The following is a 20,979-nucleotide window of genomic DNA, read 5'->3' on the forward strand; positions in this document are numbered from 1 at the left end:
GCCGCCGACGCCACTCCGCACTCGGCTACCAGCGCCCCGACGAGGTCCACTACAGTTACCGACAGCCAGCCCTGGCAGCGTAAGAGAAACCACCAACTCCGCTGTCCGAAATCAGCGAAGCAGCCCATGGATCGTTTACACCTGTGTCGGGGCATCGTTTACACCCCTGGCAGTTTGACGATGGGCCATGGCGGATGGGGACAAGAACCGGGTCATCGTGCTGGCAATCGTCGAGGGCAGCCTGTCTGTCGCAAAAGCGGCCCGCCGCTTCGGTGTGACCCGCCAGTGGATCCACCGCCTCCTGACCCGCTATAGAGCCGGCGGACTCGAAGCGCTCGAGCCGCGTTCACACGCCGCGCATGCTCCCGCCGGGCGGATCCCTGACGACATGCGTGCCCGGGTCGTCGCGCTACGGGATCAACTCGTCAGCGGGGGACTGGACGCCGGTGCGGAGTCGATCCGCGACCGCCTCACCCGCGCCGACATTACCCCACCCGCGACATCCACGATCTACCGGATCCTGCGCGCTGCGGACCGAGTCACGCCGGAGCCCCACAAGCGACCCCGCTCCAGCTGGCAACGCTTCCAAGCCGCCGCCCCGAACGCCTGTTGGCAGTCCGACATGACCCACTGGCAACTCGGCGACGGCACCAAAGTCGAGATCATCTCCTGGCTCGACGACCACTCACAGTTCCTCCTGCACATCACCGTCCACCGCACCGTGACCGTCCGCACCGTCACCGACACCTTCCTCAGCGCTGGCCGAAACCATGGCCTACCAGCATCGACGCTGACCGACAATGGCCGGATCTACACGACCAGACTCGCGGGCCACCACGGCGGCCAGGGCCACTTCGAGCACCTGATCGACTCCCTCGGCATCGAACAGAGGAACGGCCGCCCCGGCCACCCCCAGACCCAAGGCAAGATCGAACGCTTCCACCAGACCCTCAAACGTTGGCTCACCGCGCGAACCGACGCCACCACCCTGGACGCCCTGCAAGCCCTGTTGCGCGCCTTCCAACACGTCTACAACCACGAACGGCCGCACCGCGCCAACGACCGCCGCACCCCCGCCGAGACCTACGAAGCAGTGCCCAAGAACGCACCCCGCGTCGGTCTACTCGGCAAGTTCTGGCGAGTGCGCCACGACACCGTCGACACCGTCGGCGTCATCACCCTGCGGCGCCGCGCTCGCTGACACACGAGTGCTCGTTCCTGGACGCTTTCGTGCACCTGTGTGTCAGCGAAATGACCTTGCGTTGCGGGGTGGCCGCAACCGTCCCTGCCCGCCGCGAAGAGGGCGACGAGAAAGGGCCGCCCTTCCCGGCATTTACCAGGAAGAACGGCCCTTCGTCACGTCGGGCTGACAGGATTTGAACCTGCGACCCCTTGACCCCCAGTCAAGTGCGCTACCAAGCTGCGCCACAGCCCGTGACAGCCAGATAATGCTACCGGACAATCGGGGGTGCCTTGCACCATCCGGCGCAATTCGGCGCGTCGCGCCTGGCCACACGCGGCGGGACACGCGTCCGTCACACCCGGCACATGAAACGGACACGCGGCGCCCGTATGCTCGATTCATGGCACGCGTCCTCATCACCGGATTCGAACCACGGCCCGGCATGGCAGCCGACTCAGCCGCCGACTCCGTCCACATCCTCGCGCAGACTTGGCACGGCGACGGTGCGCTGATCGCGCGAGGGCTGGTCCCCGCATTCGAGGAGGCGCCGCGCAGGCTTCGCGCCTCGATCGCGCGCCACCTGCCCGACGCCGTGATCCTGGTCGCCTCGCGGCCGGGCTCGGCGGAGATCACCATCGAACGTCTTGCGGTCAACCTCGACCACGCGGACGCGCCCGATGCCGCGGGCAACCGTCCCGTCGACGTCCCGGTGGTCCCCGGCGCCGAGGCCGGCCTGTGGACCACCCTGCCCACCCGCGAGATCCTCGACGCACTGCACGCGCGCTCGATACCCGCGCGCCTGTCCCTCTCCCCGACCACCGATGTCGCCAACCACGTCTTCTACTCGCTGCAGCGCGAGCTCGCGCAGTGGCAGGTCCCGAGCGGCCTCATCCACGTGCCCGCGAGCCCCGAGATGGCACTCGGCGGGCCCGCGCTGCCGGCCGAGGTGATCGCCGAGGCCCTCCGCGTCGTGGTCGAGGCGACGGTCGCGGTGCTCGAGGAAGAGTCCTCCACCGTCACCGCCGTCGCTCCCCCGGCACCGCAGGAGGACGATGCCCGGGCCGGGTTCCACGCCGAGTTCGACCCCGAGGCCACGCAGCCCTTCCTCATGCCGATCGCGGAGCCCATCGTCGAGCCGGTTGTCGCGGCACAGTCCAGGCCGTTCGTCCCCACGCTCGAGCCAGAGCCCGAGTTGGAGCCGGAACCCGAGCCGCTCCCCGCACCCGAACCCGCTCCGCACACGTCCCCTATCGCCGTCGCCGAGCCGCCCGCCGCCGCGGACGCCACGTGGCTCCACGACCACACGGACACTCAGGACGCAGCAGACAGCACGCACGACGACCACCCGGAACCTCCCCCCTCCAGGCCCCTCACCTGGGAGGAAATCATCACCGGCGGACGCTAGGCATCGTCCGTCACGCCTGTCGTCAACCGATCGTCCCCCAAGCCCGTCCCCCAGCCCCCGGAGAACCCATGGCCACCGGCCTCGCCACCACCGTCACCCTGTCCCTGCCGCAGTGGCTGGTCGCGGACATACCCGCGCTACCCTCCCACCTCGACACCCATGAGGAGCAGATGGCACTGGTGCACCGCCTCGCGGACCGCAACTGGCGCGAGGGCGGCGGCGGACCGTTCGCGGCGATCGTGGTCGACGCGGGCACCGGCGAGCTCGTGTCGGTAGGCGTCAACGTGGTGCTCGGCACCGGCGTGAGTTCGGGGCACGCGGAGGTCATGGCGCTCGGCCTCGCGCAGACCCGCCTGGGCACGTGGGACCTCGGGGCGGAGCGCGACCTCGCGCTCGTGGTCAACTGGCGCCCGTGCGTGCAGTGCTACGGCGCGACCCTGTGGTCGGGCGTCAAGCACCTCGTGGTCGCGGGCGACGGACCCGAGCTCGAGCGCCTCACGCGCTTCGACGAGGGCCCCATGGTCGCCGACTGGGCCGCTCAGTTCGAGGCGCGCGGCATCGAGGTCACCCAGGACGTGCTGCGCGAGGAGGCACTCGCCGTGTACCGCGCCTATGGCGACTCGGCGGCGACCGTCTATAACGCGCGCGGCACGGGCCCCATCGAGTCCGACTGACTCGAGTCCGACTGACTCGAGCCCGACTGACTCAGGCCCCCGGCGACTACCCGGTGGGCACCTTGACGAACAGCATCGCGACGAGACCCAACGCCACCACGGTGATGATCCCCACCACGCCCCAGATGGTCGCACCCGTGAGCGCGATCGCGAGCGTCCACAGCGCGGGCGCGAGGAAGGACACCGCGCGGCCGGTGGTCGCGTAGAGCCCGAAGATCTCGCCCTCCCTGCCGGGTGGGCTGACGCGCGCGAGCAGCGACCTGGATGCCGCCTGCACGGGCCCCACGAAGAGGCACAGCACCAGTCCGCCCACCCAGAACACCATCGCTCCCGCCTCGTGGAGGAATGCCACCGCGAGCCCCGCGATCACCATGCCCGTGAGCGAGATGAGGATGAGCCGGCGCGGTCCGATCCGGTCGTCGACCATGCCGGCGAACAGCGTCGCGACGCCCGCGACAAGGTTCGCGGCGATGCCGAAGATGATGACCTCAGTGGGCTCGAAGCCGAACGCCACGGCGGCGATGATCGCGCCAAACGTGAACACGCCAGCGAGGCCGTCGCGGTAGATCGCGCTCGCGAGCAGGAACCACAGCGTCGAGCGCGCGTCCCTCCACAGGCCCATGAGGTCGCTCCACAACCGCGCGTACCCCGCAAGGAGCGACACGGGTTCGCGCCCCGCGGCGGGCGCCTCTGGCACGTAGCGGAACAGCGGCCACGCGAACACCACGGCCCACAGGGCGCATCCGAGCGCGATAAGGCGGTACGCCATGCCGTTCGACGTGTCCATGCCCCACCAGTCGGCGCCGTCGGCGATGACGACGATCACGAGCGCCACGATCCCGCCCACGTAGCCCAGTCCCCATCCGAGGCCCGAGACGCGGCCCACGGTCGCGGGAGTGCTGACCTGCGTGATGAGCGCGTTGTAGTTCACGCCGGCGATCTCGGAGAACACGCTGCCCAGCGCGATGAGCCCCACGCCGAGCGCGAAGAACGCGGGCGAGGCCTCCACGAAGAACAACCCCACCATGCACGCCACCAGCAGCGCCGTCGCTCCCCCGAGCCACGCCTTGCGCTTGCCCGAGGTGTCCGCCCGCTGGCCCAGCACCGGAGCGAGCAGCGCGACCAGGATGCCCGCCACCGTGAGGCCCGTGCCGAGCCCTCCCGCGAGGCTCGACAGCGCGAGCTCATACGCCGGGTGGTCCTCTCCCAGCGCCGCGATCTCGGGATCGATGAAGGACTCCGAGGTCAGGTAGAGCGCCGTGAAGACGAACGTGATAATCACGGAATTGAACGGCTGCGTCGCCCAGTCCCACATCGCCCACGCGGTCACCCGGCCCCATCGCGAGCGTCGGGGCAGTGTCTCGAACGAGTGCGACGGCGCCGTCGCTTCGGTTGTCATGCGCCCAGCGTGCCCGTCCCGCGTGAACTGTGGGAAATCAACACGCGAACGGACCCTGAACTCGGACCCAGAAGATGGGAGCATCGGGTCATGGAAACGCTCACCGGGTGGAGGGACGATGCCCTGGCCGGGTACGCCTCGCGACCCGTCGGGGCGGCGACGCTCGTGCGGGGTCCCGCACCCTCGCAGCCGCGCGCCGCGGTGCTGCACGTGCACGGCTACAACGACTACTTCTTCCAGGACCACCTCGCGGGCTTCTTCGCGGAGGAGGGCCTCGCGTTCTACGCGGTCGACATGCGCCGCGCCGGCCGGTCCCTCCGCGCCGGCGACGTCCCCCACTTCATCGCGGACATCGCGGAACTCGGAGACGACATCGACGCGGCCGTCGCGGAGGTGGCGCGACTGCATCCCGGCCTCCCCGTCATCGTCCACGCGCACTCAAACGGCGGCCTGGCCGCCGCCATCTGGGCGCACGACCGCCCGTCCCCCGCGCTCGCGGGACTCGTCCTCGACAGCCCGTTCTTCGCCGCCCTCACCACGCGCCGCCAGCGGGCGGCCTCCTACTCGGTGCCCGCCCTCGCTCGGGCGCGCCCGTACGCCGTGGTCGCGCGGCACGAGTCCGCGTACGCACACCACCTGCTGAGCGCGAACGGCGGACGCTGGGACTTCGACACGGACTGGAAGACGCCGCTGGGGGTACCGATCCGCGCGGCGTGGCTCGCCGCGGTGCGCCGGGCGCAGTCACGCGTCGCGCGCGGGCTGGCGATTGAGGCTCCCGTGCTGGTGGCCCGCTCCCACTCGACGGGACCGGACGTGCTCGACAACCCCCTCCTCGACGCGCAGGACACGGTGGTGGACGTCCGCGCGATCGCGCGTCACGCCCACCGACTGGGTGCGCGCGTCGACGAGTCCGTCATCACGGGAGGCGTCCACGAGCTCTCGCTGTCCTCCCCCGTCCCCCGCGCCGCGTACCTCGACGCCGTGCGCGCCTGGCTCCCCAAGGTGATTCCATGACGCTCCCCGGTCCCTCGCATCCCTACTTCGCGCCTCGCGTGACGGCCCTCGCGCACCGAGGCTTCTCGCTCGACGGTCTCGAGAACTCGATGACGGCCTTCCAGGCGGCCGTGGACCTGGGCTTCACGCACGTCGAGACCGACGCCCACGGCACCGCGGACGGCGTCGCGGTCGCGCTGCACGACTCGTCTCTGGATCGCACCACGGACGGCACCGGCGAGGTCGCGGAGCTGCCGTGGGAGCGCGTCAAGGGCGCCAGGATCGGCGGCGTCGAGCCCGTCCCCCTGCTCGAGGACATCCTGGGCACGTGGCCGGAGCTGCGCGTGAACATCGACGTCAAGGGCGAGTCCGGAATCGTCCCGATCGCCGAGGCCATCGAGCGCACCGGCGCTCACGATCGTGTGTGCGTGGCCTCGTTCTCCGGTGCGCGTCGCGACGCGACCGTCGCGCGGCTCAGCAGGCCCGTGGCGACCAGCGCGGGCACGTCCGAGGCCGCGCGCTTCTTCCTGGGCGGCGCGCTCGGGCTGGGGACGCTGCGCTCGCTGCGCACGGTCGACGCGCTGCAGATCCCGTGGCGCGTGGGCGTCGTTCCGGTGCTCACCGCGCGGCACGTGCGGATCGCGCACGCCGCAGGCGTCGCGGTGCACGTGTGGACCGTCAACACCGCCCCCGAGATGGAGGCGCTGCTCGATGCCGGCGTCGACGGGATCGTCTCCGACCGCGCTGACGTGCTGCGCGACGTGCTCACCGCGCGCGGGCTGTGGTGAGCGCGCCGCAATCGTCGTGCGCTCAGCGCACGACTGAGGCATCCTGAGCCCATGGCCGTCACCGAGCCCACGAGCGTCCCCGTCGAGGCCTTCCTCGCCACCGTGGAGCCCGCGCGGCGCCGTTCCGAGGGCGAGGAGGTGGTGCGCCTCATCGGCGAGGTGACGGGGGCGCCGCCCGTGATGTGGGGACCCTCCATCATCGGCTGGGGAACGCTGCACTACCGCTACGCGAGCGGCCGCGAGGGCGACTGGATGAAGGTCGGATTCTCGCCGCGCAAGGCGCAGCTCACGTTCTACGGGCTCAAGGACACGCCCGAGGGCGAGGGCGAGCTCGCGAACCTCGGCCCGCACACGACCGGTGCGGGCTGCGTCTACGTCAAGCGCCTCGACCAGATCGACCGCGACGTGCTGGCCCGCCTGGTCGAGATCGCCTTCGCGCGGGGAGACGACGACGCCACACAGATGTGACGCCGCGTCTCCTCGCTACTTGCGCTTGGGTCCGCGCTTCTCGCGCACGCGCACCGAGATCTGGATCGGCGTGCCCTCGAAGCCGAACGCCTCGCGCAGGCGCCGCTCGATGAAGCGGCGGTACTGCGGCTCGAGGAAGCCCGAGGCGAAGATCACGAAGCGCGGCGGGCGCGTCGCGGCCTGGGTCGCGAACAGGATCTTGGGCTGCTTGCCGCCGCGCACGGGGTGCGGGTGCTCCGCGACCAGTTCGCCCAGGAACGAGTTGAGCCGTCCCGTCGACACGCGCTGGTCCCAGCTCGACAGCGCGAGGTCGATCGCGGGCAGCAGGCGGTTGGTGTGCCAGCCGGTGAGCGCGGACAGGTTCACGCGCGGCACCCACGTGTGCTGCACCAGGTCCTGCTCGATCGAACGTTCGAGCATGAAGCGCTCGTCCTCGCCCACCAGGTCCCACTTGTTGAACACGAACACGATCGCGCGGCCCGCGTCGACCACCTGCGAGATGACGCGCGTGTCCTGCTCGGTCAGCGGCACTGAGGCGTCGAGGAGCACCAGGCCGATCTCGGCGCGCTCGATCGCGGTCTGCGTGCGCAGCGAAGCGTAGAAGTCGGCGCCCTTGGACATGTGGACGCGGCGCCGGATGCCGGCGGTGTCCACGAGCGTCCAGGGGCGGCCGCCGATCTCGACCTGCTCGTCGACCGGGTCGCGCGTGGTGCCGGCCATCTCGTTGACCACCACCCGCTCGGTGCCAGCCAACTTATTGAGCAGCGAGGACTTGCCTACGTTGGGACGGCCCACCAGCGCGATCCGGCGCGGCGCGTGCTCGTCGACCTCGACCTGGTGCATCTCGGTGGGGAGCACCGCCATCGCGGCGTCGAGCAGGTCGCCCGTGCCGCGGCCGTGCAGCGCGGACACGGGGTGAGGCTCGCCGAGCCCCAGGTTCCACAGCGCGGCCGCCTCGAGCTCGCCCTGCGGACCGTCGACCTTGTTCGCCGCGAGCACGACGGGCTTCTCCGCCTTGCGCAACAGCCGGACCACCTGCTCGTCGGTCGCGGTCGGCCCCACCATGGCGTCGACCACGAAGAGAACGGCGTCGGCCATCTCGATCGCGGTCTCGGCGGCCTGCGCGACGGACAGGTCGATTCCCGTGACGTTCTTCTCCCAGCCGCCCGTGTCGAGCAGCGTGAAGTCGCGTCCCGCCCACTCGGCGCGATAGGCGACACGGTCGCGGGTCACGCCGGGCTTGTCCTCGACCACCGCGAGCCGCTTGCCGATGATGCGGTTGACCAGCGTCGACTTGCCCACGTTGGGCCGGCCCACGATCGCGAGGACGGGCAGCGCCTCCTCGGTCTCCGGCTCGGGCTCGCCGGCGAGCTCGGCGAGGTCCTCGTCGGTCAGCTCGTAGGCCTCGAGGCCCGCGCGCAGCGCGGCCTCGCGGATCTCGTCGAGCGTCTCGGGCGCGTCCGACTCGTGCGGCGCGGGGAGCTCGTCGTTCATGAAACGTCCTGTTCTGCGCGCCCATCACGGCGCGGGTCGTCGAGCGGAAGCTCGAGGTCTGTGGTCTCCAGGGTACGGGTCACCTGGGTGCGGAGCGCCTCCGCGAGCTGTGCGGCCGCCCAGGATTGCTTGGCGCGGCCGCCCCGCAGCTCCGCCGGAGGGGTGAGAACGATCGGCGTGCCGAAGCTCACGAGGATGCGCCGGCCCGGCCGCGGCCACACGTTCACCGACTCGCCCGTGTGCCGCGTGCCCACGATCGCCGTGGGCACCACGGGTGCCCCCGACTGCAGGGCGAGCCAGGCCGCCCCGCCGTGCACGGCATCGGCCGTCCCTCCCCCGCGGGTGCCCTCGGGGAAGACGCCCACGACGTCGCCGCGGCGCAACACGGCCAGTCCCCTGGCGAGTGCCTCGCGTCCCGACCCCTCGACCGCAATCTGCTGTGCGGCCCGCAGGAACACCCCCAGCGCGCCCGTCATCATGCCGGAGCGAATCAAGAAATGCGAGCCGCGCGGGATCGCGCCGTGCAGGACCGGTCCGTCGATGAGACCCACGTGGTTGCACACGACGATGACGGGCCCGGAAGTGGGAAGGGACGATGCCCCGCGCACCTCGGTGCGCCACAGCACGTGGGCGAGGAAGCGGCCCACGTGGCGGGACCAGCGCGGCCCCCAACGCGACGGGGCGCGTCCGCTCACTCGGACTCGTCCTCGCGGGCGGCCGCGACGAGCGTCAGCACCGCGTCGACGGCCTCCTCGATCGTGAGATCGGTCGTGTCGAGCGTCACCACGCCGTCCGCGGCGGTGTGGAACTCCACCACGGTCGCGTCCTTGCGGTCACGGCCCAGGACGGCCTCGCGCACGGTCGCGACATCGGCGCCCTCGCCGGCACGGCGCGCGACGCGCACCTCCTCGTCGGCGGTCATGAGGATGCGGACGTCGGCATCGGGGGCGATCACGGTCGTGATGTCCCGGCCCTCGGTCACCACTCCCCTGCCCTCGGAGTAGCCGCCCTCGAGCTCCGACGCGATGACGTCGCGCTGCCACTGACCCAGGGCCGCGCGCGCCTCGAGGTTGGTCGCGACCTTGGAGACCGTCAGCGCGATCGAATCGGCACGAATCAACGAGCTCACGTCCTCGCCCTCGAGGATCACGCGCGGGTTGCGCGGATCGAGCACGAGAGCGACGTTCATGGTCTCGACCATGGCCGCGACGTCCGACTCGTTCGAGAGGTCGACGCCCTCGCGCATGCACCACAACGTACCCACGCGGTACGTCGCCCCCGTGTCGAAGTACGCGAGCCGCAGACGGCGCGCGACCTCGCGCGCGACCGTCGACTTGCCGGTCCCCGCGGGGCCGTCGATGGCGATCGAAATTCCGGTCATGAGGCTGCGATCTCCCAACCGTGGCGCTCGAGCGCGGCCGCCAGGTGGGCGGCGCGCGACGGCAACACATAGAGCGTGGTGAGACCCACCGGCTGACGCGGCGAGTGCTCGATGGCGATGTCCTCGACGTTGACGCCCTCCTCGGCGGTGTGCGCGAGCAGGCGCAACAGCTGTCCGGGGGTGTCGGGCACGATGACGGTGACGGGCAGCCAGTCGCGCTTCGCGCCACCGTGCTTGCCGGGGATGCGTGCGACCTCGAAACGGCCGCGCTCGATGAGGTCGGTGATGGCCTCGCCGATGTCGCTCGCCTCCCTCACCTCGTCGAGGTCGTCGATGATGTGGTCGAGCGTCTCGATGAGGTGCGCGCGGTTGAGCCGCGCGATGTCGGCCCACATGTGAGGCGACGAGGCCGCGATCCGCGTCACGTCGCGCAGACCCTGACCCGCGAGGGAGACATCGTCGGCGTCCAGGATTCCCAGCGCGGCGGCGACGGCGGAGGCCGCGACCTGCGGCGCGTGCGAGACCCTGGCGACGGCGGCATCGTGCGCATGCGCCTCCATCGTCACCACGTCGCATTGCAGCGCGGCGGGCACGCGCGTGACGACGTCGACGGCGGCGGCGGTCGCGCCGTTCGGGCAGATCACCCACGGCCGAGCCTTGAACAGGTCTCCCTGGGCGCCGAGACCTCCCGACACCTCGCGTCCCGCCATCGGATGAGAGCCCACGTAGCGCTCTCCCGCGCCGGTCGCGTCGGCGGCCTCGGCGATGGGCGCCTTGACGCTCGCGACGTCCGTGACGACCGCGGTAGGCCAGCGGGTGAGCGAGTCGGCGACCACCCTGCCCGCGGCGGACGGGGGCACGGCGACGATCACGAGGTCGGGGGTCGCGCCCGCGAGGTCGCCCCCCGCGCCGATCGAGCGGGCGAGCGCCTGAGCGTCGGGATCGGCGTCCTCGATCGTGACGTCCCAGCCCTCGGCCGCGAGGCCGATGCCCAGGCTCGCGCCGATCAGCCCGGCGCCAACGATGTGGGTGCGCGGCGTGGTGGTGTCCATGGGGGCCTACTGCGCGAGATCGCGGCGCAGGCTCACGGCGTCGCGCAGGTACACGTGCGAGATCTCCTCGCGGGGGCGGTCGACCTGCGCGTGCATCATCACGCGGACCACGCGCGGCAGCGCGCCGGGCACGGCCATCTCCTGTGCGCACATGAGTGGCACGGCCCCGAAGCCCAGCTCCCGCGCGGCGGCGGCGGGAAAGTCGCTCACGATGTCGGGGGTGCATGTGAAGATCACCGAGATGAGGTCGTCGGTGGTCAGCGCGTTCTCCCGCATGATCGCCTCCACCAGTTCGGTGGTGCGGGCGTGCAAGTGGTCGCGCTCGTCGCGGTCCAGGGTGATGGCGCCACGGATCGCACGAATCGTCATGGCGACCATCGTATCGGGAGGGACATGCCCTCCCGTGCGTCACATGCCCGCGGCGTCCATGAGCCGGCCCACCTCGGTCGGGGTGAGCTCGCGCACCTCGCCGGGCGCCATCGTGCCGAGCCGCACGGGACCGAACTGGGTGCGCACCAGCTCGAGGACGGGGTGACCCACCTTGTCGAGCATGCGGCGCACGATGCGGTTGCGCCCCTCGTGCAGCTCGACCTGCACGAGCGAGGAGTCCGCGGCGAGGTCGAGCACGGTGCACGACGTCGCGCGCACCGGGCCGTCGTCGAGGTCGACGCCCGCCTTGAGCTGCGTGCACAGGTGCTTCGACACGCGGCCGCGCACCTTCGCGACGTACACCTTGGACACGCCGTGGGTGGGGTGCGCGAGGCGGTTCGCGAGCTCGCCGTCGTTGGTGAGCAGCAGCACGCCCGTGGTCTCCGCGTCGAGGCGGCCCACGTGGAAGAGCCGCTCGTCGTAGCCGCTCACGTAGCGGTCGAGGGCGGGACGGCCCTGCGGGTCGCTCATGGTGCTCACGACGCCGAACGGCTTGTTGAGGACCACCGTGACGTGCGACGAGTCCACCGAGATGCGCGCGCCATCGACCGCGATGACGACCTCGTCGGGGTTGACGCGCACGCCCAGCTGGTCGACCACCTCGCCGTTGACGGTCACGCGGCCCGCCTCGATGAGGTCCTCGCACTTGCGGCGCGATCCCACCCCCGCTGAGGCCAGCACCTTCTGCAGCCTGACGCCCTCGGGGCGGTGAATCTCGAGTTCCATCAGCGGTTCTCTCCATCGATGTCGGCGAGGTCGGGCAGGTACGGAGCGAGCGGCGGGAGGTCGTCGAGAGACGACAGCCCCATGCGGTCGAGGAACTCGGTCGAGGTGCCGTACAGCACCGCGCCGCCGGTCTCCCCAACCTCGGTGACGAGCCCGCGCGCCGCGAGCGTCTTCATCACGGAGTCGACGTTCACGCCGCGGATCTGCGAGACCTGTCCGCGGGTGACGGGCTGGCGATAGGCCACCACCGCCAGGGTCTCGAGCGCGGCCTGGGACAGTCGCGCGGACTGCCCGTCGACCACGAAGCGGCCCACGACGTCCGCGTAGAGACGCGACGAATACAGCCGCCATCCGCCGTCGACCTCGCGCAGCTCGAAGCCGCGCGGCGCGTCGGGGTCCGCGTACTCGTCGCGCAGTTCCGCCAGGGCCTCGGCCACCACGGACTCGGGCACCTCGAGGGCCACCGCGAGTTCCGCGGCGGGGACGGGCTCGTCGACCACCATGAGCACGGCCTCGAGCGCGCCGCGCAAGCCCACCTCGATCACGACTGCTCCCTCACCGTCTCGCCAGCTGCCTCGAGCCCTACGCCCATGGCATCGTCCTCATCGAACTCGGCGGAGACCTCGACCTCCGCGTCGCCGCCTGTCCACCGGACCGTCAGCTCGCCGAGCGAGCGTACCTGATCGAAGGCGACCACGGCCTCGCGGAACAGCTCGAGCAGAGCGAGGAAGCGCGCCACCACCACGCTCACGTGCCCGGCATCGTGCACGAGCGAGCGAAAGGACACCGCTCCCTCCCGCTGCAGGCGGTGCGTGATGAGAGCGGCCTGCTCGCGCACGCTCACGGCGGGATTGTGCAGGTGAGAGATCGACACGTGCGGCGCCTCTCGCGGCTGCAGCGCGTGGGCCGCCAGGCGCGCGAGCAGCTCGGGCGTGGCGGTCCAGATCAGCTCGGGCAGCAGCATCGCGAACTGCGGCTCGAGGGGAACGTCGCGGGGCACGCGCCGGGGCGCAGAGAGCATCGTCGCGAACTCCCCCGCCGCGACCTTGAACGCGCGGTACTGAAGGAGGCGCGCGAACAGCAGGTCGCGGGCCTCGAGCAGTTCGAGGTCCTCGAGGTCATCGACCTCTCCCTGCGGGAGCAGCCGGGCGGCCTTGAGGTCGAGTAGAGTCGCCGCGACCACCAGGAACTCCGAGGCCTGCGAGAGGTCCCACTCCTCCTCGCGGGAGGAGATGGTCGCGAGGAACTCGTCCGTCACGCGCGCGAGCGCGACCTCGGTGATCTCCATCTGGTGCTTCGAGATGAGGCTCAGGAGGAGGTCGAACGGTCCCTCGAAGTTGTCGAGGTGAACCTCGAAGCCGCGGGGCGCGTCCGGCAGGACCGGGGTGGTCACGCTAGGCGGCGACCTTGCGCGCCACGAGCTCGCGAGCGAGCTGGCGGTAGGCCTGAGCGCCCGCATGCGACGAGGCGAACGTCGTGATGGGCTCCGCGGCCACCGTCGCGTCGGGGAACTTCACCGTGCGGTGAATCATGGTCTCGGTGACCTTGTCGCCGAAGGCCTCGCGGACGCGCTCGACGACCTCCTGCGCGTGGAGGGTGCGGCCGTCGTACAGCGTCGGCACGATCACGTCGATCGTGAGACGCGGGTTGAGCCGGTCCTGGACCTTGCCGATCGTGTCGACCAGCAGCTTGACCCCGCGCATCGCGAAGAACTCCGCCGCGAGCGGGATGATCACGCCGTGGGCCGCGACCAGCGCGTTGACGGTGAGCAGGCCAAGCGACGGCTGACAATCGATGAGGATCGCGTCGTAGTCGTCGAGCACGGGACGCAGGGCGCGCGCGAGTGCGCTCTCCCGCGCGACCTCGCCGACGAGCTGGACCTCGGCCGCCGACAGGTCGATGTTCGCGGGCAGCAGGTCGAGCCCGGGCACCTTGGTCTCGAGGATCACGTCGCGCGTCGCGACGCCGGTCTCCATGAGCAGGTTGTACACGGTGTGCTCGAGCGCGTCGGCATTGATGCCGAGCCCGGCGGAGGCCGCACCCTGCGGGTCGAAGTCGATGAGCAGCACGCGGCGTCCGTACTCGGCGAGCGCCGCGGCCAGGTTCACCGACGTGGTGGTCTTGCCCACCCCGCCCTTCTGATTGCACAGCGCGATGACGCGGGCGGGACCGTGGCTGTCGAGGGGTGCGGGCACATCAAAGTCGGTCACGTGGGCCACCCTACCCCCGGGCGGGGACCGTTCTCAGCGGGCGCGCGGGTGGGTCGCGGCGTAGACCTCGCGCAACGTGTCGCGCGTGACGAGCGTGTAGATCTGCGTGGTCGCCACCGAGGCGTGTCCGAGCAGTTCCTGCACCACCCTGACGTCTGCACCGCCCGTCAGCAGGTGGGTCGCGAACGAGTGCCGCAGCGTGTGGGGTGAGACGTCCGGCACCCCCGCGCGCTCCGCGGCGGCACGCAGGATCGCCCACGCCGACTGTCGCGAGAGGCGTCCCCCGCGAGAGTTGAGGAACAGCGCCGCCTCGCCGCGGCCGGCTGCCGCGAGCGGCGCCCGCGCGCGCACCAGGTACGCGTCGAGCGCCCGCGCGGCATACGTGCCCACGGGGACGATGCGCTCCTTGCGCCCCTTGCCCCGCAGCAGGACGGACTCGGCACCGGGCTCCAGGGAGAGGTCGTCGACGTCGAGACCGGTCGCCTCGGAGATGCGGGCACCCGTCGCGTAGACGAGCTCGAGCAGTGCGCGGTCGCGCAGCGGCGCGATCCCGTCTCCCGCGCCGGCCTGATCGAGGATGCGCTCGACCGCGTCGATCGGGATCGCCTTGGGCAGCCGCTTGGGCACCGCGCGCGGCTTGACCTGCGCGGCCGGGTCCGCCGGCGTCCATCCCTCGAGCACCGCGAAGCGGTGCCAACCCCGTATCGCCACCACCGTGCGCGAGGCCGACGACGGCGCGAGGGCCCTCCCGCCATCGTCCCCCGTGCTCAGGGACTGCGCGAACTGCGCCACATGTTCCCTGCGCACGGACTCGAGCGCGTCGATCCCCTGGCCCCGCAGAAAGGCGGCGTACCGGTCGAGGTCGCGGCGATAGGCCGCGATGGTGTGCGGGCTCAGCCCGCGCTCGACGGCGACGTGCGCGAGGTAGGCGTCGCGCTGCCGCTCGAGCATCACCGCGCGCTCATCACCGGACGGAGAGGACGTCGCTCAGGAACGGGTCGACCATGATGGCCGCGAAGACGAGCGTGAGATAGGTGATCGAGTCGCGGAACAGCCGCATCTCCTTGAGGTGCGTCTCGCCCAGTCGCGTGCGGCGGTAGAGCTGGACGCAGCCGACGAGGAACCACACGCCCGCGGCGACCGCGACACCCAAGTAGACCCACGTCATGTCGGCGACCCACGCGAGAGCAACGGTGGTGACGACCATGGCGGCGGCGTACGCGATCATCTCGACCGCGACCTTGCGGGTGGGTGCGACCACGGGGAGCATCGGCACGCGCGCGGCGCCGTAGTCGCCCCTGAAGCGCATCGACAGCGGCCAGTAGTGCGGCGGCGTCCAGAAGAAGATGATGAGGAACAGCAGCACGGGCGTCCACGACAGCGACTGCGTGACGGCGGCCCACCCGATGAGCACGGGCATGCAGCCCGCCGCGCCGCCCCACACGATGTTCTGGGGGGTGCGCCGCTTAAGGATCATCGTGTAGCCCACGACGTACGCGAGGATCGCGAGGACGCTCAGCACCGCGGCAAGCGGCGAGCCCACCACCAACCAGAACCACGCCGTCGACACGATCGACAACGTCCACGCGAAGACGAGCGCGCCGCGCTCGCTCACGGCGCCCGTCACGAGGGGCCGGCGGCTCGTGCGCTTCATCACGGCGTCGATGTCGCGGTCGAGGTAGCTGTTGAAGGCGTTCGCGCCGCCCGCGGAGAGGCTACCGCCGACGAGCGTGCCGGCGAGCAAGCCGATCGACGGCCAGCCGTCGGCGGCGAGGACCATCGTGGGGATGGTGGTCACCAGCAGGAGCTCGATGATGCGCGGCTTGGTCAGCGCCACATAGCCCTTGACGACCGTCGCCGCCCGTCGCGGAGCCGCCTCGGATGCGGCGGAACTGGCCTTGAGGGGGGCGGTTGACATGCGCTCCAGTGTAGCCGCGCCGCACGGGACCAAAGGCCCCGATTACGGGGGTCTCACGTGCTCGGATGGGCCCGTGTGAAGTTCATGTGAACGGCATACATCGCGTGCACGCGCCGGTAGGCTGGGCCCGTACCCGCCACCTTTGTCGAGGGAGACACCTGTGACCATCAACTGGAACGACGCCGACCGCCGTGCGGTCGACACCCTGCGCGTGCTCGCGGCCGACGCCGTGCAGAAGGTCGGTAACGGCCACCCGGGAACCGCGATTTCGCTGGCCCCCGCCGCGTACCTGCTGTTCCAGAACGTCATGCGCCACGACCCGTCGGACTCGCACTGGCTGGGACGTGACCGCTTCGTGCTGTCCGCCGGCCACTCGTCGCTCACGCTGTACCTGCAGCTCTTCGCGTCGGGCTACCAGCTCACGCTCGATGACCTCAAGTCTCTGCGCACCGAGGGTTCGCTGACCCCCGGCCACCCCGAGTACGGCCACACCGACGGCGTCGAGGTCACCACGGGCCCGCTCGGCACCGGAATCGCCTCCGCCGTGGGCATGGCGATGGCGTCGCGCCGAGAGCGGGGTCTGCTCGACCCCGACGCCGCGCCCGGCACCTCGCCGTTCGATCACTTCGTCTACGTCATCGCGGGCGACGGCTGCCTCCAGGAGGGCGTGGCACACGAGGCCAGCGCGCTGGCTGGCACGCAGGAGCTCGGCAACCTCATCCTCATCTGGGATGACAACAAGATCTCGATCGAGCACGAGACCGACATCTCCTTCACCGAGGACGTCCTGGGTCGCTACGAGGCCTACGGCTGGCACACGCAGCGCGTCGACTGGGTGAAGCCCGACGGCTATGAGGAGGACCCCGCCGCGCTGTACGACGCGATCCTCGCGGCCAAGGCCGAGACCTCGAAGCCCTCGATCATCGCGCTCAGCACGATCATCGGCTGGCCGTCGCCCACCAAGCAGAACACGGGCGGCGTGCACGGGTCGGCCCTGGGCAAGGAGGAGGTCGCCGGCCTCAAGACCGTGCTCGGCTTCGACCCCGAGCAGGACTTCGCCGTCGAGCCCGAGATCATGGACCACATGCTCAAGGTGCGCGAGCGCGGACAGGCCGCCCACTCCGAGTGGAACGCGCAGTTCTCGCGGTGGGAGGCCGAGCAGCCCGAGCGCGCGGCCCTGCTCGCGCGCCTCACGGCACGCGAGCTCCCCGAGAATTGGGACGATGCCCTCCCCACCTTCGAGGTGGGGACGTCGGTCGCGACGCGCTCGGCCTCCGGCAAGGTGCTCGGCGCGCTCGCGCCGGTGCTGCCCGAGCTGTGGGGCGGCTCGGCCGACCTCGCGGGCTCGAACAACACGACCATGGCCGGCGAGCCGTCCTTCCTGCCCCCGCACCGCTCGACGCACTCGTTCCCCGACGGCCAGTGGTACGGCCGCACGCTGCACTTCGGCATCCGCGAGTTCGGCATGGGCGCGATCCTCAATGGCATCACGCTGCACGGCCTCACCCGCGTGTACGGCGGCACGTTCCTCGTGTTCTCCGACTACATGCGTGCCTCGGTCCGCCTCGCGGCGCTCATGCAGATCCCCACGACCTTCGTGTGGACGCACGACTCGGTGGGCCTGGGCGAGGACGGCCCGACCCACCAGCCGATCGAGCACATCGCCACGCTGCGCGCGATCCCCGGCCTCGACGTGATCCGCCCCGCGGACGCCAACGAGACCGCCGCGGCCTGGAAGGCCGTGCTCGAGACCACGGACCGTCCGTCCGCGCTGATCCTGTCGCGTCAGAACCTGCCCGTGCTCGAGGGCACGTCGACCGAGGGCGTCCTCAAGGGTGCCTACGTCATCGCGGGCGCCGACGAGGACGCTGACGTGCTGCTCATCGCGACCGGCTCCGAGGTTCAGCACGCGCTCGGCGCGCGCGAGCTCCTCGCCGCGGACGGAGTGAAGGCGCGCGTCATCTCGATGCCGTCGCGCGAGCGCTTCGAGCGCCAGGACGCGTCCTACCGCGAGTCGGTCCTGCCGTCCGCGATCAGGGCCCGCGTGTCCGTCGAGGCCGGCTCGGTCCTCGGCTGGCGCGAGATCGTCGGCGACGCCGGCCGCTCGGTGTCCATCGATCACTTCGGCGAGTCCGCCGACGGCGACCTGCTGCTGCGCAAGTACGGCTTCACCGCCGAGAACGTGGCGGCCAAGGCGCGCGAGAGCGTCGACGCGGCACGATGACACGCGCCGCGCGCCGGGTGGGCCCCACGGGGGTCCACTCGGCGCGCGCGTATTCTCTGTCCGTGCGACCACCCGGCACGAGGCGACTCCCCCACTCCGGCATCGTCCTCACCGCAGGCTGACGCCCCTTCACGTCCCCCCAGGAAGGCAGACCGTTGACCAATCCCCTGCGCGATCCCAGGGATCGCCGCCTCCCCCGCATCGCAGGCTCCTGCGGTCTCGTGATGTTCGGCGTCACGGGCGACCTGGCCCGCAAGAAGCTCATGCCGGCGGTCTACGACCTCGCCAACCGCGGCCTGTTGCCTCCCGCATTCGCGCTCACCGGCTTCGCGCGACGCGACTGGGACGAGCAGGACTTCGCGCAGGTGGTGCACGACTCGGTGAAGAAGCACGCGCGCACGCCGTTCCGCGAGGAGACGTGGCAGCAGCTGGCCGAGGGGATCCGATTCGTGCAGGGCACGTTCGACGACCCCGAGGCCTTCCAGCGCCTGCGCGAGACCGTCGAGGACCTCGACCGCGAGCGGGGCACGGGAGGGAACCACGCGTTCTACCTGTCGATCCCGCCCTCGGCGTTCCCCCAGGTGATCACGCAGCTGCGCAAGTCGGGGCTGTCCGACCCCCGCGAGGGCACGTGGCGCCGCGTGGTCATCGAGAAGCCGTTTGGGCACAACCTCGAGTCGGCGGAGGAGCTCGACGCGATCGTGTCCGACGTCTTCCCGCCCGACTCCGTGTTCCGCATCGACCACTACCTGGGCAAGGAGACGGTTCAGAACCTGCTCGCGCTGCGCTTCGCGAACCAGCTGTTCGAGCCGATCTGGAACTCGCAGTACATCGACCACGTGCAGATCACCATGGCCGAGGACATCGGCATCGGCTCGCGCGCGGGCTACTTCGACGGGATCGGCACGGCGCGCGATGTCATCCAGAACCACCTCCTGCAGCTGTTCGCGCTGACGGCCATGGAGGAACCCGCGAGCTTCGAGGCCGACGACCTTCGCATGGAGAAGGAGAAGGTGCTGCGCTCCGTCGTGCTCGCCGACGACCTCTCGCAGGCCACCGCGCGCGGCCAGTACGCGGCCGGCTGGCGCGGCGGCGAGCAGGTGGGCGGCTTCCTCGAGGAGGACGGCATCTCCCCCGACTCGACCACGGAGACCTACGCCGCGATCCGGCTCGACCTCCCCAACAGGCGCTGGGCGGGCACCCCGTTCTACCTGCGCGCCGGCAAGCGGCTGGGGCGGCGCGTTACCGAGATCGCGCTCGTCTTCAAGAAGGCGCCGTCGCCGTACTTCCAGCAGATCTCCGGTGGAGAGGTGGGCGCGAACGCGCTCGTCATCCGCGTCCAGCCCGACGAGGGCGTGACGCTGCGCTTCGGCTCCAAGGTGCCAGGCACCGCGATGGAGGTCCGCGACGTCACGATGGACTTCGCGTACGGCAATGCCTTCACCGAGAGCTCTCCCGAGGCCTACGAGCGCCTCATCCTCGACGTGCTGCTGGGCGACCCGCCGCTCTTCCCCCGCCAGGAGGAGGTCGCGCTGTCGTGGAAGATCCTTGACCCCATCACCGAATTCTGGGCCACGCAGGGCCAGCCGGAGCAGTACGGTAGCGGCACGTGGGGCCCCGCGGGCGCCGATGCCATGCTCGCCCGCGACGGACGCGTCTGGAGGCGCCCATGATCATCGACATGCCCCACACCACCACGGGCGCGATCAACAAGCGCCTCGTGGAGTCGCGCAAGGAGGGCGGCGTCATCACGCTCGCCCGCGTGATGACGCTCGTGATCGACGCCACCGGAGCGGACGCCGAGCAGGCGATCGCGACCGCCAACGTGGCGTCGCGAGAGCACCCCTGCCGCATCATCGTCATCGCGCCGGGCGACGCCGCTGAGGCGAGGCTCGACGCCGAGATCCGCGTGGGCGGCGACGCCGGCGCCTCCGAGGTCGTCGTACTGCGACCGTCGGGCGCGCAGGTGGGTCACGAGGACACCCTCGTCATCCCGCTCCTGCTGCCCGACGCGCCGATCGTCGTGTGGTGGCCCGCGGGCGTGCCGAACGACCTCGGCAGCCGCGCGCTGGGCCGCATGGCGCAGCGCCGCATTACCGACACCAAGGGCGAGGCCGACCCCGCGGGAACACTGCTGGGCCTCGCCGCGTGCTACCGCCCGGGAGACACCGACCTCGCGTGGACCAGGCTCACGCGCTGGCGCGCGCTGCTGGCCGCGGCCCTCGAGCAGGTGCCGGATCCGCAGGTCACCAAGGCGTGGATCCACGGCGACACCAACAGCCCGTCGATCCTGCTGCTGGGCTCGTGGCTCAAGGAGGCGCTCGACTGCGAGGTCGAGGCGCAATACGACGACTCGGTCGCCGCGCTCCAGCAGGTCGTGCTCGAGACGCGGTCCGGCCCCATCTCGATCGCCCGCCCCGACGGTCACAACGCGACCATCCGCCAGCCGGGTCAGCCGGACCACGTCATCGCGCTGCCCGCGCGGTCCCTCGAGGAGGCCCTCGCGGAGGAACTGCGCCGCCTCGACGACGACGCGGTCTACGGCGAGGTCCTCGCGGCCTTCACCACCGACACGGTCGTGCCGCTGTGAGCACCGAAAGTCACGGCGCCGCTGTGAGCACCGAAAGTCACGGCG

The 20,979-nt window shown here is 71.0% G+C and carries 21 protein-coding genes and 1 tRNA gene; 9 read left to right on the forward strand and 13 right to left on the reverse strand.

What is annotated here, in order from left to right; translation table 11 throughout:
• Positions 1 to 187: 187 nt before the first annotated feature.
• Positions 188 to 1,201, forward strand: a complete 1,014-nt coding sequence (locus ABEA62_RS08295) for an IS481 family transposase (RefSeq protein WP_286216081.1) — start codon at positions 188 to 190, stop codon at positions 1,199 to 1,201.
• 160 nt (positions 1,202 to 1,361) lie between these two features.
• On the opposite strand, the gene ABEA62_RS08300 is transcribed toward ABEA62_RS08295, so the two are convergent.
• Positions 1,362 to 1,435, reverse strand: a tRNA-Pro gene (locus ABEA62_RS08300).
• A 148-nt stretch (positions 1,436 to 1,583) separates the two neighbouring features.
• Between ABEA62_RS08300 and ABEA62_RS08305 the strand changes: the two genes are divergently transcribed.
• A complete protein-coding gene (locus ABEA62_RS08305; RefSeq protein ID WP_345379581.1) occupies positions 1,584 to 2,588 on the forward strand; it encodes a pyroglutamyl-peptidase I in 1,005 nt (334 codons plus the stop codon).
• Between the two features lie 68 nt (positions 2,589 to 2,656).
• Positions 2,657 to 3,262 (forward strand): nucleoside deaminase, encoded by a 606-nt coding sequence (locus ABEA62_RS08310; RefSeq protein WP_345379583.1) that lies wholly within the window; start codon positions 2,657 to 2,659, stop codon positions 3,260 to 3,262.
• Between the two features lie 46 nt (positions 3,263 to 3,308).
• On the opposite strand, the gene ABEA62_RS08315 is transcribed toward ABEA62_RS08310, so the two are convergent.
• Positions 3,309 to 4,661: an MFS transporter gene (locus ABEA62_RS08315; protein WP_345379585.1), complete on the reverse strand. Its 1,353-nt coding sequence runs from the start codon at positions 4,659 to 4,661 to the stop codon at positions 3,309 to 3,311.
• A 90-nt stretch (positions 4,662 to 4,751) separates the two neighbouring features.
• Between ABEA62_RS08315 and ABEA62_RS08320 the strand changes: the two genes are divergently transcribed.
• From ABEA62_RS08320 to ABEA62_RS08330, 3 genes are read left to right on the forward strand one after another with little or no spacing between them, the layout of a single operon-like run.
• Positions 4,752 to 5,675 (forward strand): alpha/beta hydrolase, encoded by a 924-nt coding sequence (locus ABEA62_RS08320; RefSeq protein ID WP_286216086.1) that lies wholly within the window; start codon positions 4,752 to 4,754, stop codon positions 5,673 to 5,675.
• Complete coding sequence (locus ABEA62_RS08325) at positions 5,672 to 6,442, forward strand: glycerophosphodiester phosphodiesterase family protein (protein ID WP_286216087.1); 771 nt, start codon at positions 5,672 to 5,674, stop codon at positions 6,440 to 6,442. Before ABEA62_RS08320 ends, ABEA62_RS08325 begins: the two co-directional genes overlap by 4 nt.
• A 51-nt stretch (positions 6,443 to 6,493) precedes the next feature.
• Positions 6,494 to 6,910 carry a DUF1801 domain-containing protein gene (locus ABEA62_RS08330; RefSeq protein WP_286216088.1) on the forward strand — a complete coding sequence of 139 codons (417 nt, stop codon included), beginning with the start codon at positions 6,494 to 6,496 and terminating at the stop codon, positions 6,908 to 6,910.
• Positions 6,911 to 6,925: 15 nt separating this feature from the next.
• On the opposite strand, the gene der is transcribed toward ABEA62_RS08330, so the two are convergent.
• From der to ABEA62_RS08385, 11 genes are read right to left on the reverse strand one after another with little or no spacing between them, the layout of a single operon-like run.
• A complete protein-coding gene (der, locus tag ABEA62_RS08335) occupies positions 6,926 to 8,404 on the reverse strand; it encodes a ribosome biogenesis GTPase Der (RefSeq protein WP_286216089.1) in 1,479 nt (492 codons plus the stop codon).
• Positions 8,401 to 9,099 carry a lysophospholipid acyltransferase family protein gene (locus ABEA62_RS08340; RefSeq protein WP_286216090.1) on the reverse strand — a complete coding sequence of 233 codons (699 nt, stop codon included), beginning with the start codon at positions 9,097 to 9,099 and terminating at the stop codon, positions 8,401 to 8,403. Before ABEA62_RS08340 ends, der begins: the two co-directional genes overlap by 4 nt.
• The gene (gene cmk / locus ABEA62_RS08345; RefSeq protein WP_286216091.1) at positions 9,096 to 9,785 is read right to left on the reverse strand and encodes a (d)CMP kinase; all 690 of its coding nucleotides are present in this window, start codon (positions 9,783 to 9,785) and stop codon (positions 9,096 to 9,098) included. Before cmk ends, ABEA62_RS08340 begins: the two co-directional genes overlap by 4 nt.
• Positions 9,782 to 10,837, reverse strand: a complete 1,056-nt coding sequence (locus ABEA62_RS08350) for a prephenate dehydrogenase (protein WP_345379590.1) — start codon at positions 10,835 to 10,837, stop codon at positions 9,782 to 9,784. Before ABEA62_RS08350 ends, cmk begins: the two co-directional genes overlap by 4 nt.
• Positions 10,838 to 10,843: 6 nt before the next feature.
• Complete coding sequence (gene aroH, locus ABEA62_RS08355; protein WP_345379592.1) at positions 10,844 to 11,206, reverse strand: chorismate mutase; 363 nt, start codon at positions 11,204 to 11,206, stop codon at positions 10,844 to 10,846.
• A gap of 39 nt (positions 11,207 to 11,245) precedes the next feature.
• Positions 11,246 to 11,992: a pseudouridine synthase gene (locus tag ABEA62_RS08360; RefSeq protein WP_286216096.1), complete on the reverse strand. Its 747-nt coding sequence runs from the start codon at positions 11,990 to 11,992 to the stop codon at positions 11,246 to 11,248.
• Positions 11,992 to 12,495: an SMC-Scp complex subunit ScpB gene (gene scpB, locus ABEA62_RS08365; protein ID WP_286216671.1), complete on the reverse strand. Its 504-nt coding sequence runs from the start codon at positions 12,493 to 12,495 to the stop codon at positions 11,992 to 11,994. The genes ABEA62_RS08360 and scpB overlap by 1 nt, the downstream gene beginning before the upstream one ends.
• A gap of 38 nt (positions 12,496 to 12,533) precedes the next feature.
• Complete coding sequence (locus tag ABEA62_RS08370) at positions 12,534 to 13,385, reverse strand: segregation and condensation protein A (RefSeq protein WP_345379594.1); 852 nt, start codon at positions 13,383 to 13,385, stop codon at positions 12,534 to 12,536.
• Position 13,386: 1 nt separating this feature from the next.
• A complete protein-coding gene (locus tag ABEA62_RS08375; protein WP_425558003.1) occupies positions 13,387 to 14,211 on the reverse strand; it encodes a ParA family protein in 825 nt (274 codons plus the stop codon).
• A 24-nt stretch (positions 14,212 to 14,235) separates the two neighbouring features.
• A complete protein-coding gene (locus ABEA62_RS08380) occupies positions 14,236 to 15,153 on the reverse strand; it encodes a site-specific tyrosine recombinase XerD (protein WP_286216098.1) in 918 nt (305 codons plus the stop codon).
• Between the two features lie 13 nt (positions 15,154 to 15,166).
• On the reverse strand, positions 15,167 to 16,120 hold the full coding sequence (locus ABEA62_RS08385; protein ID WP_345379598.1) for a heme o synthase: 954 nt from the start codon (positions 16,118 to 16,120) through the stop codon (positions 15,167 to 15,169).
• Between the two features lie 160 nt (positions 16,121 to 16,280).
• Here ABEA62_RS08385 and tkt point away from each other — a divergent pair, with 160 nt between their 5' ends.
• From tkt to ABEA62_RS08400, 3 genes are all read left to right on the forward strand, one after another.
• Positions 16,281 to 18,344: a transketolase gene (gene tkt, locus ABEA62_RS08390; RefSeq protein WP_286216100.1), complete on the forward strand. Its 2,064-nt coding sequence runs from the start codon at positions 16,281 to 16,283 to the stop codon at positions 18,342 to 18,344.
• Between the two features lie 155 nt (positions 18,345 to 18,499).
• Positions 18,500 to 20,017: a glucose-6-phosphate dehydrogenase gene (gene zwf, locus ABEA62_RS08395; RefSeq protein ID WP_286216102.1), complete on the forward strand. Its 1,518-nt coding sequence runs from the start codon at positions 18,500 to 18,502 to the stop codon at positions 20,015 to 20,017.
• Positions 20,014 to 20,934 carry a glucose-6-phosphate dehydrogenase assembly protein OpcA gene (locus ABEA62_RS08400; protein ID WP_286216104.1) on the forward strand — a complete coding sequence of 307 codons (921 nt, stop codon included), beginning with the start codon at positions 20,014 to 20,016 and terminating at the stop codon, positions 20,932 to 20,934. The genes zwf and ABEA62_RS08400 overlap by 4 nt, the downstream gene beginning before the upstream one ends.
• The last annotated feature ends 45 nt before the right edge of the window (positions 20,935 to 20,979 follow it).

The sequence above is a fragment of the Demequina sediminis genome, from assembly GCF_039545075.1.
In the GTDB taxonomy this organism is placed as follows: Bacteria; Actinomycetota; Actinomycetes; order Actinomycetales; family Demequinaceae; genus Demequina; species Demequina sediminis.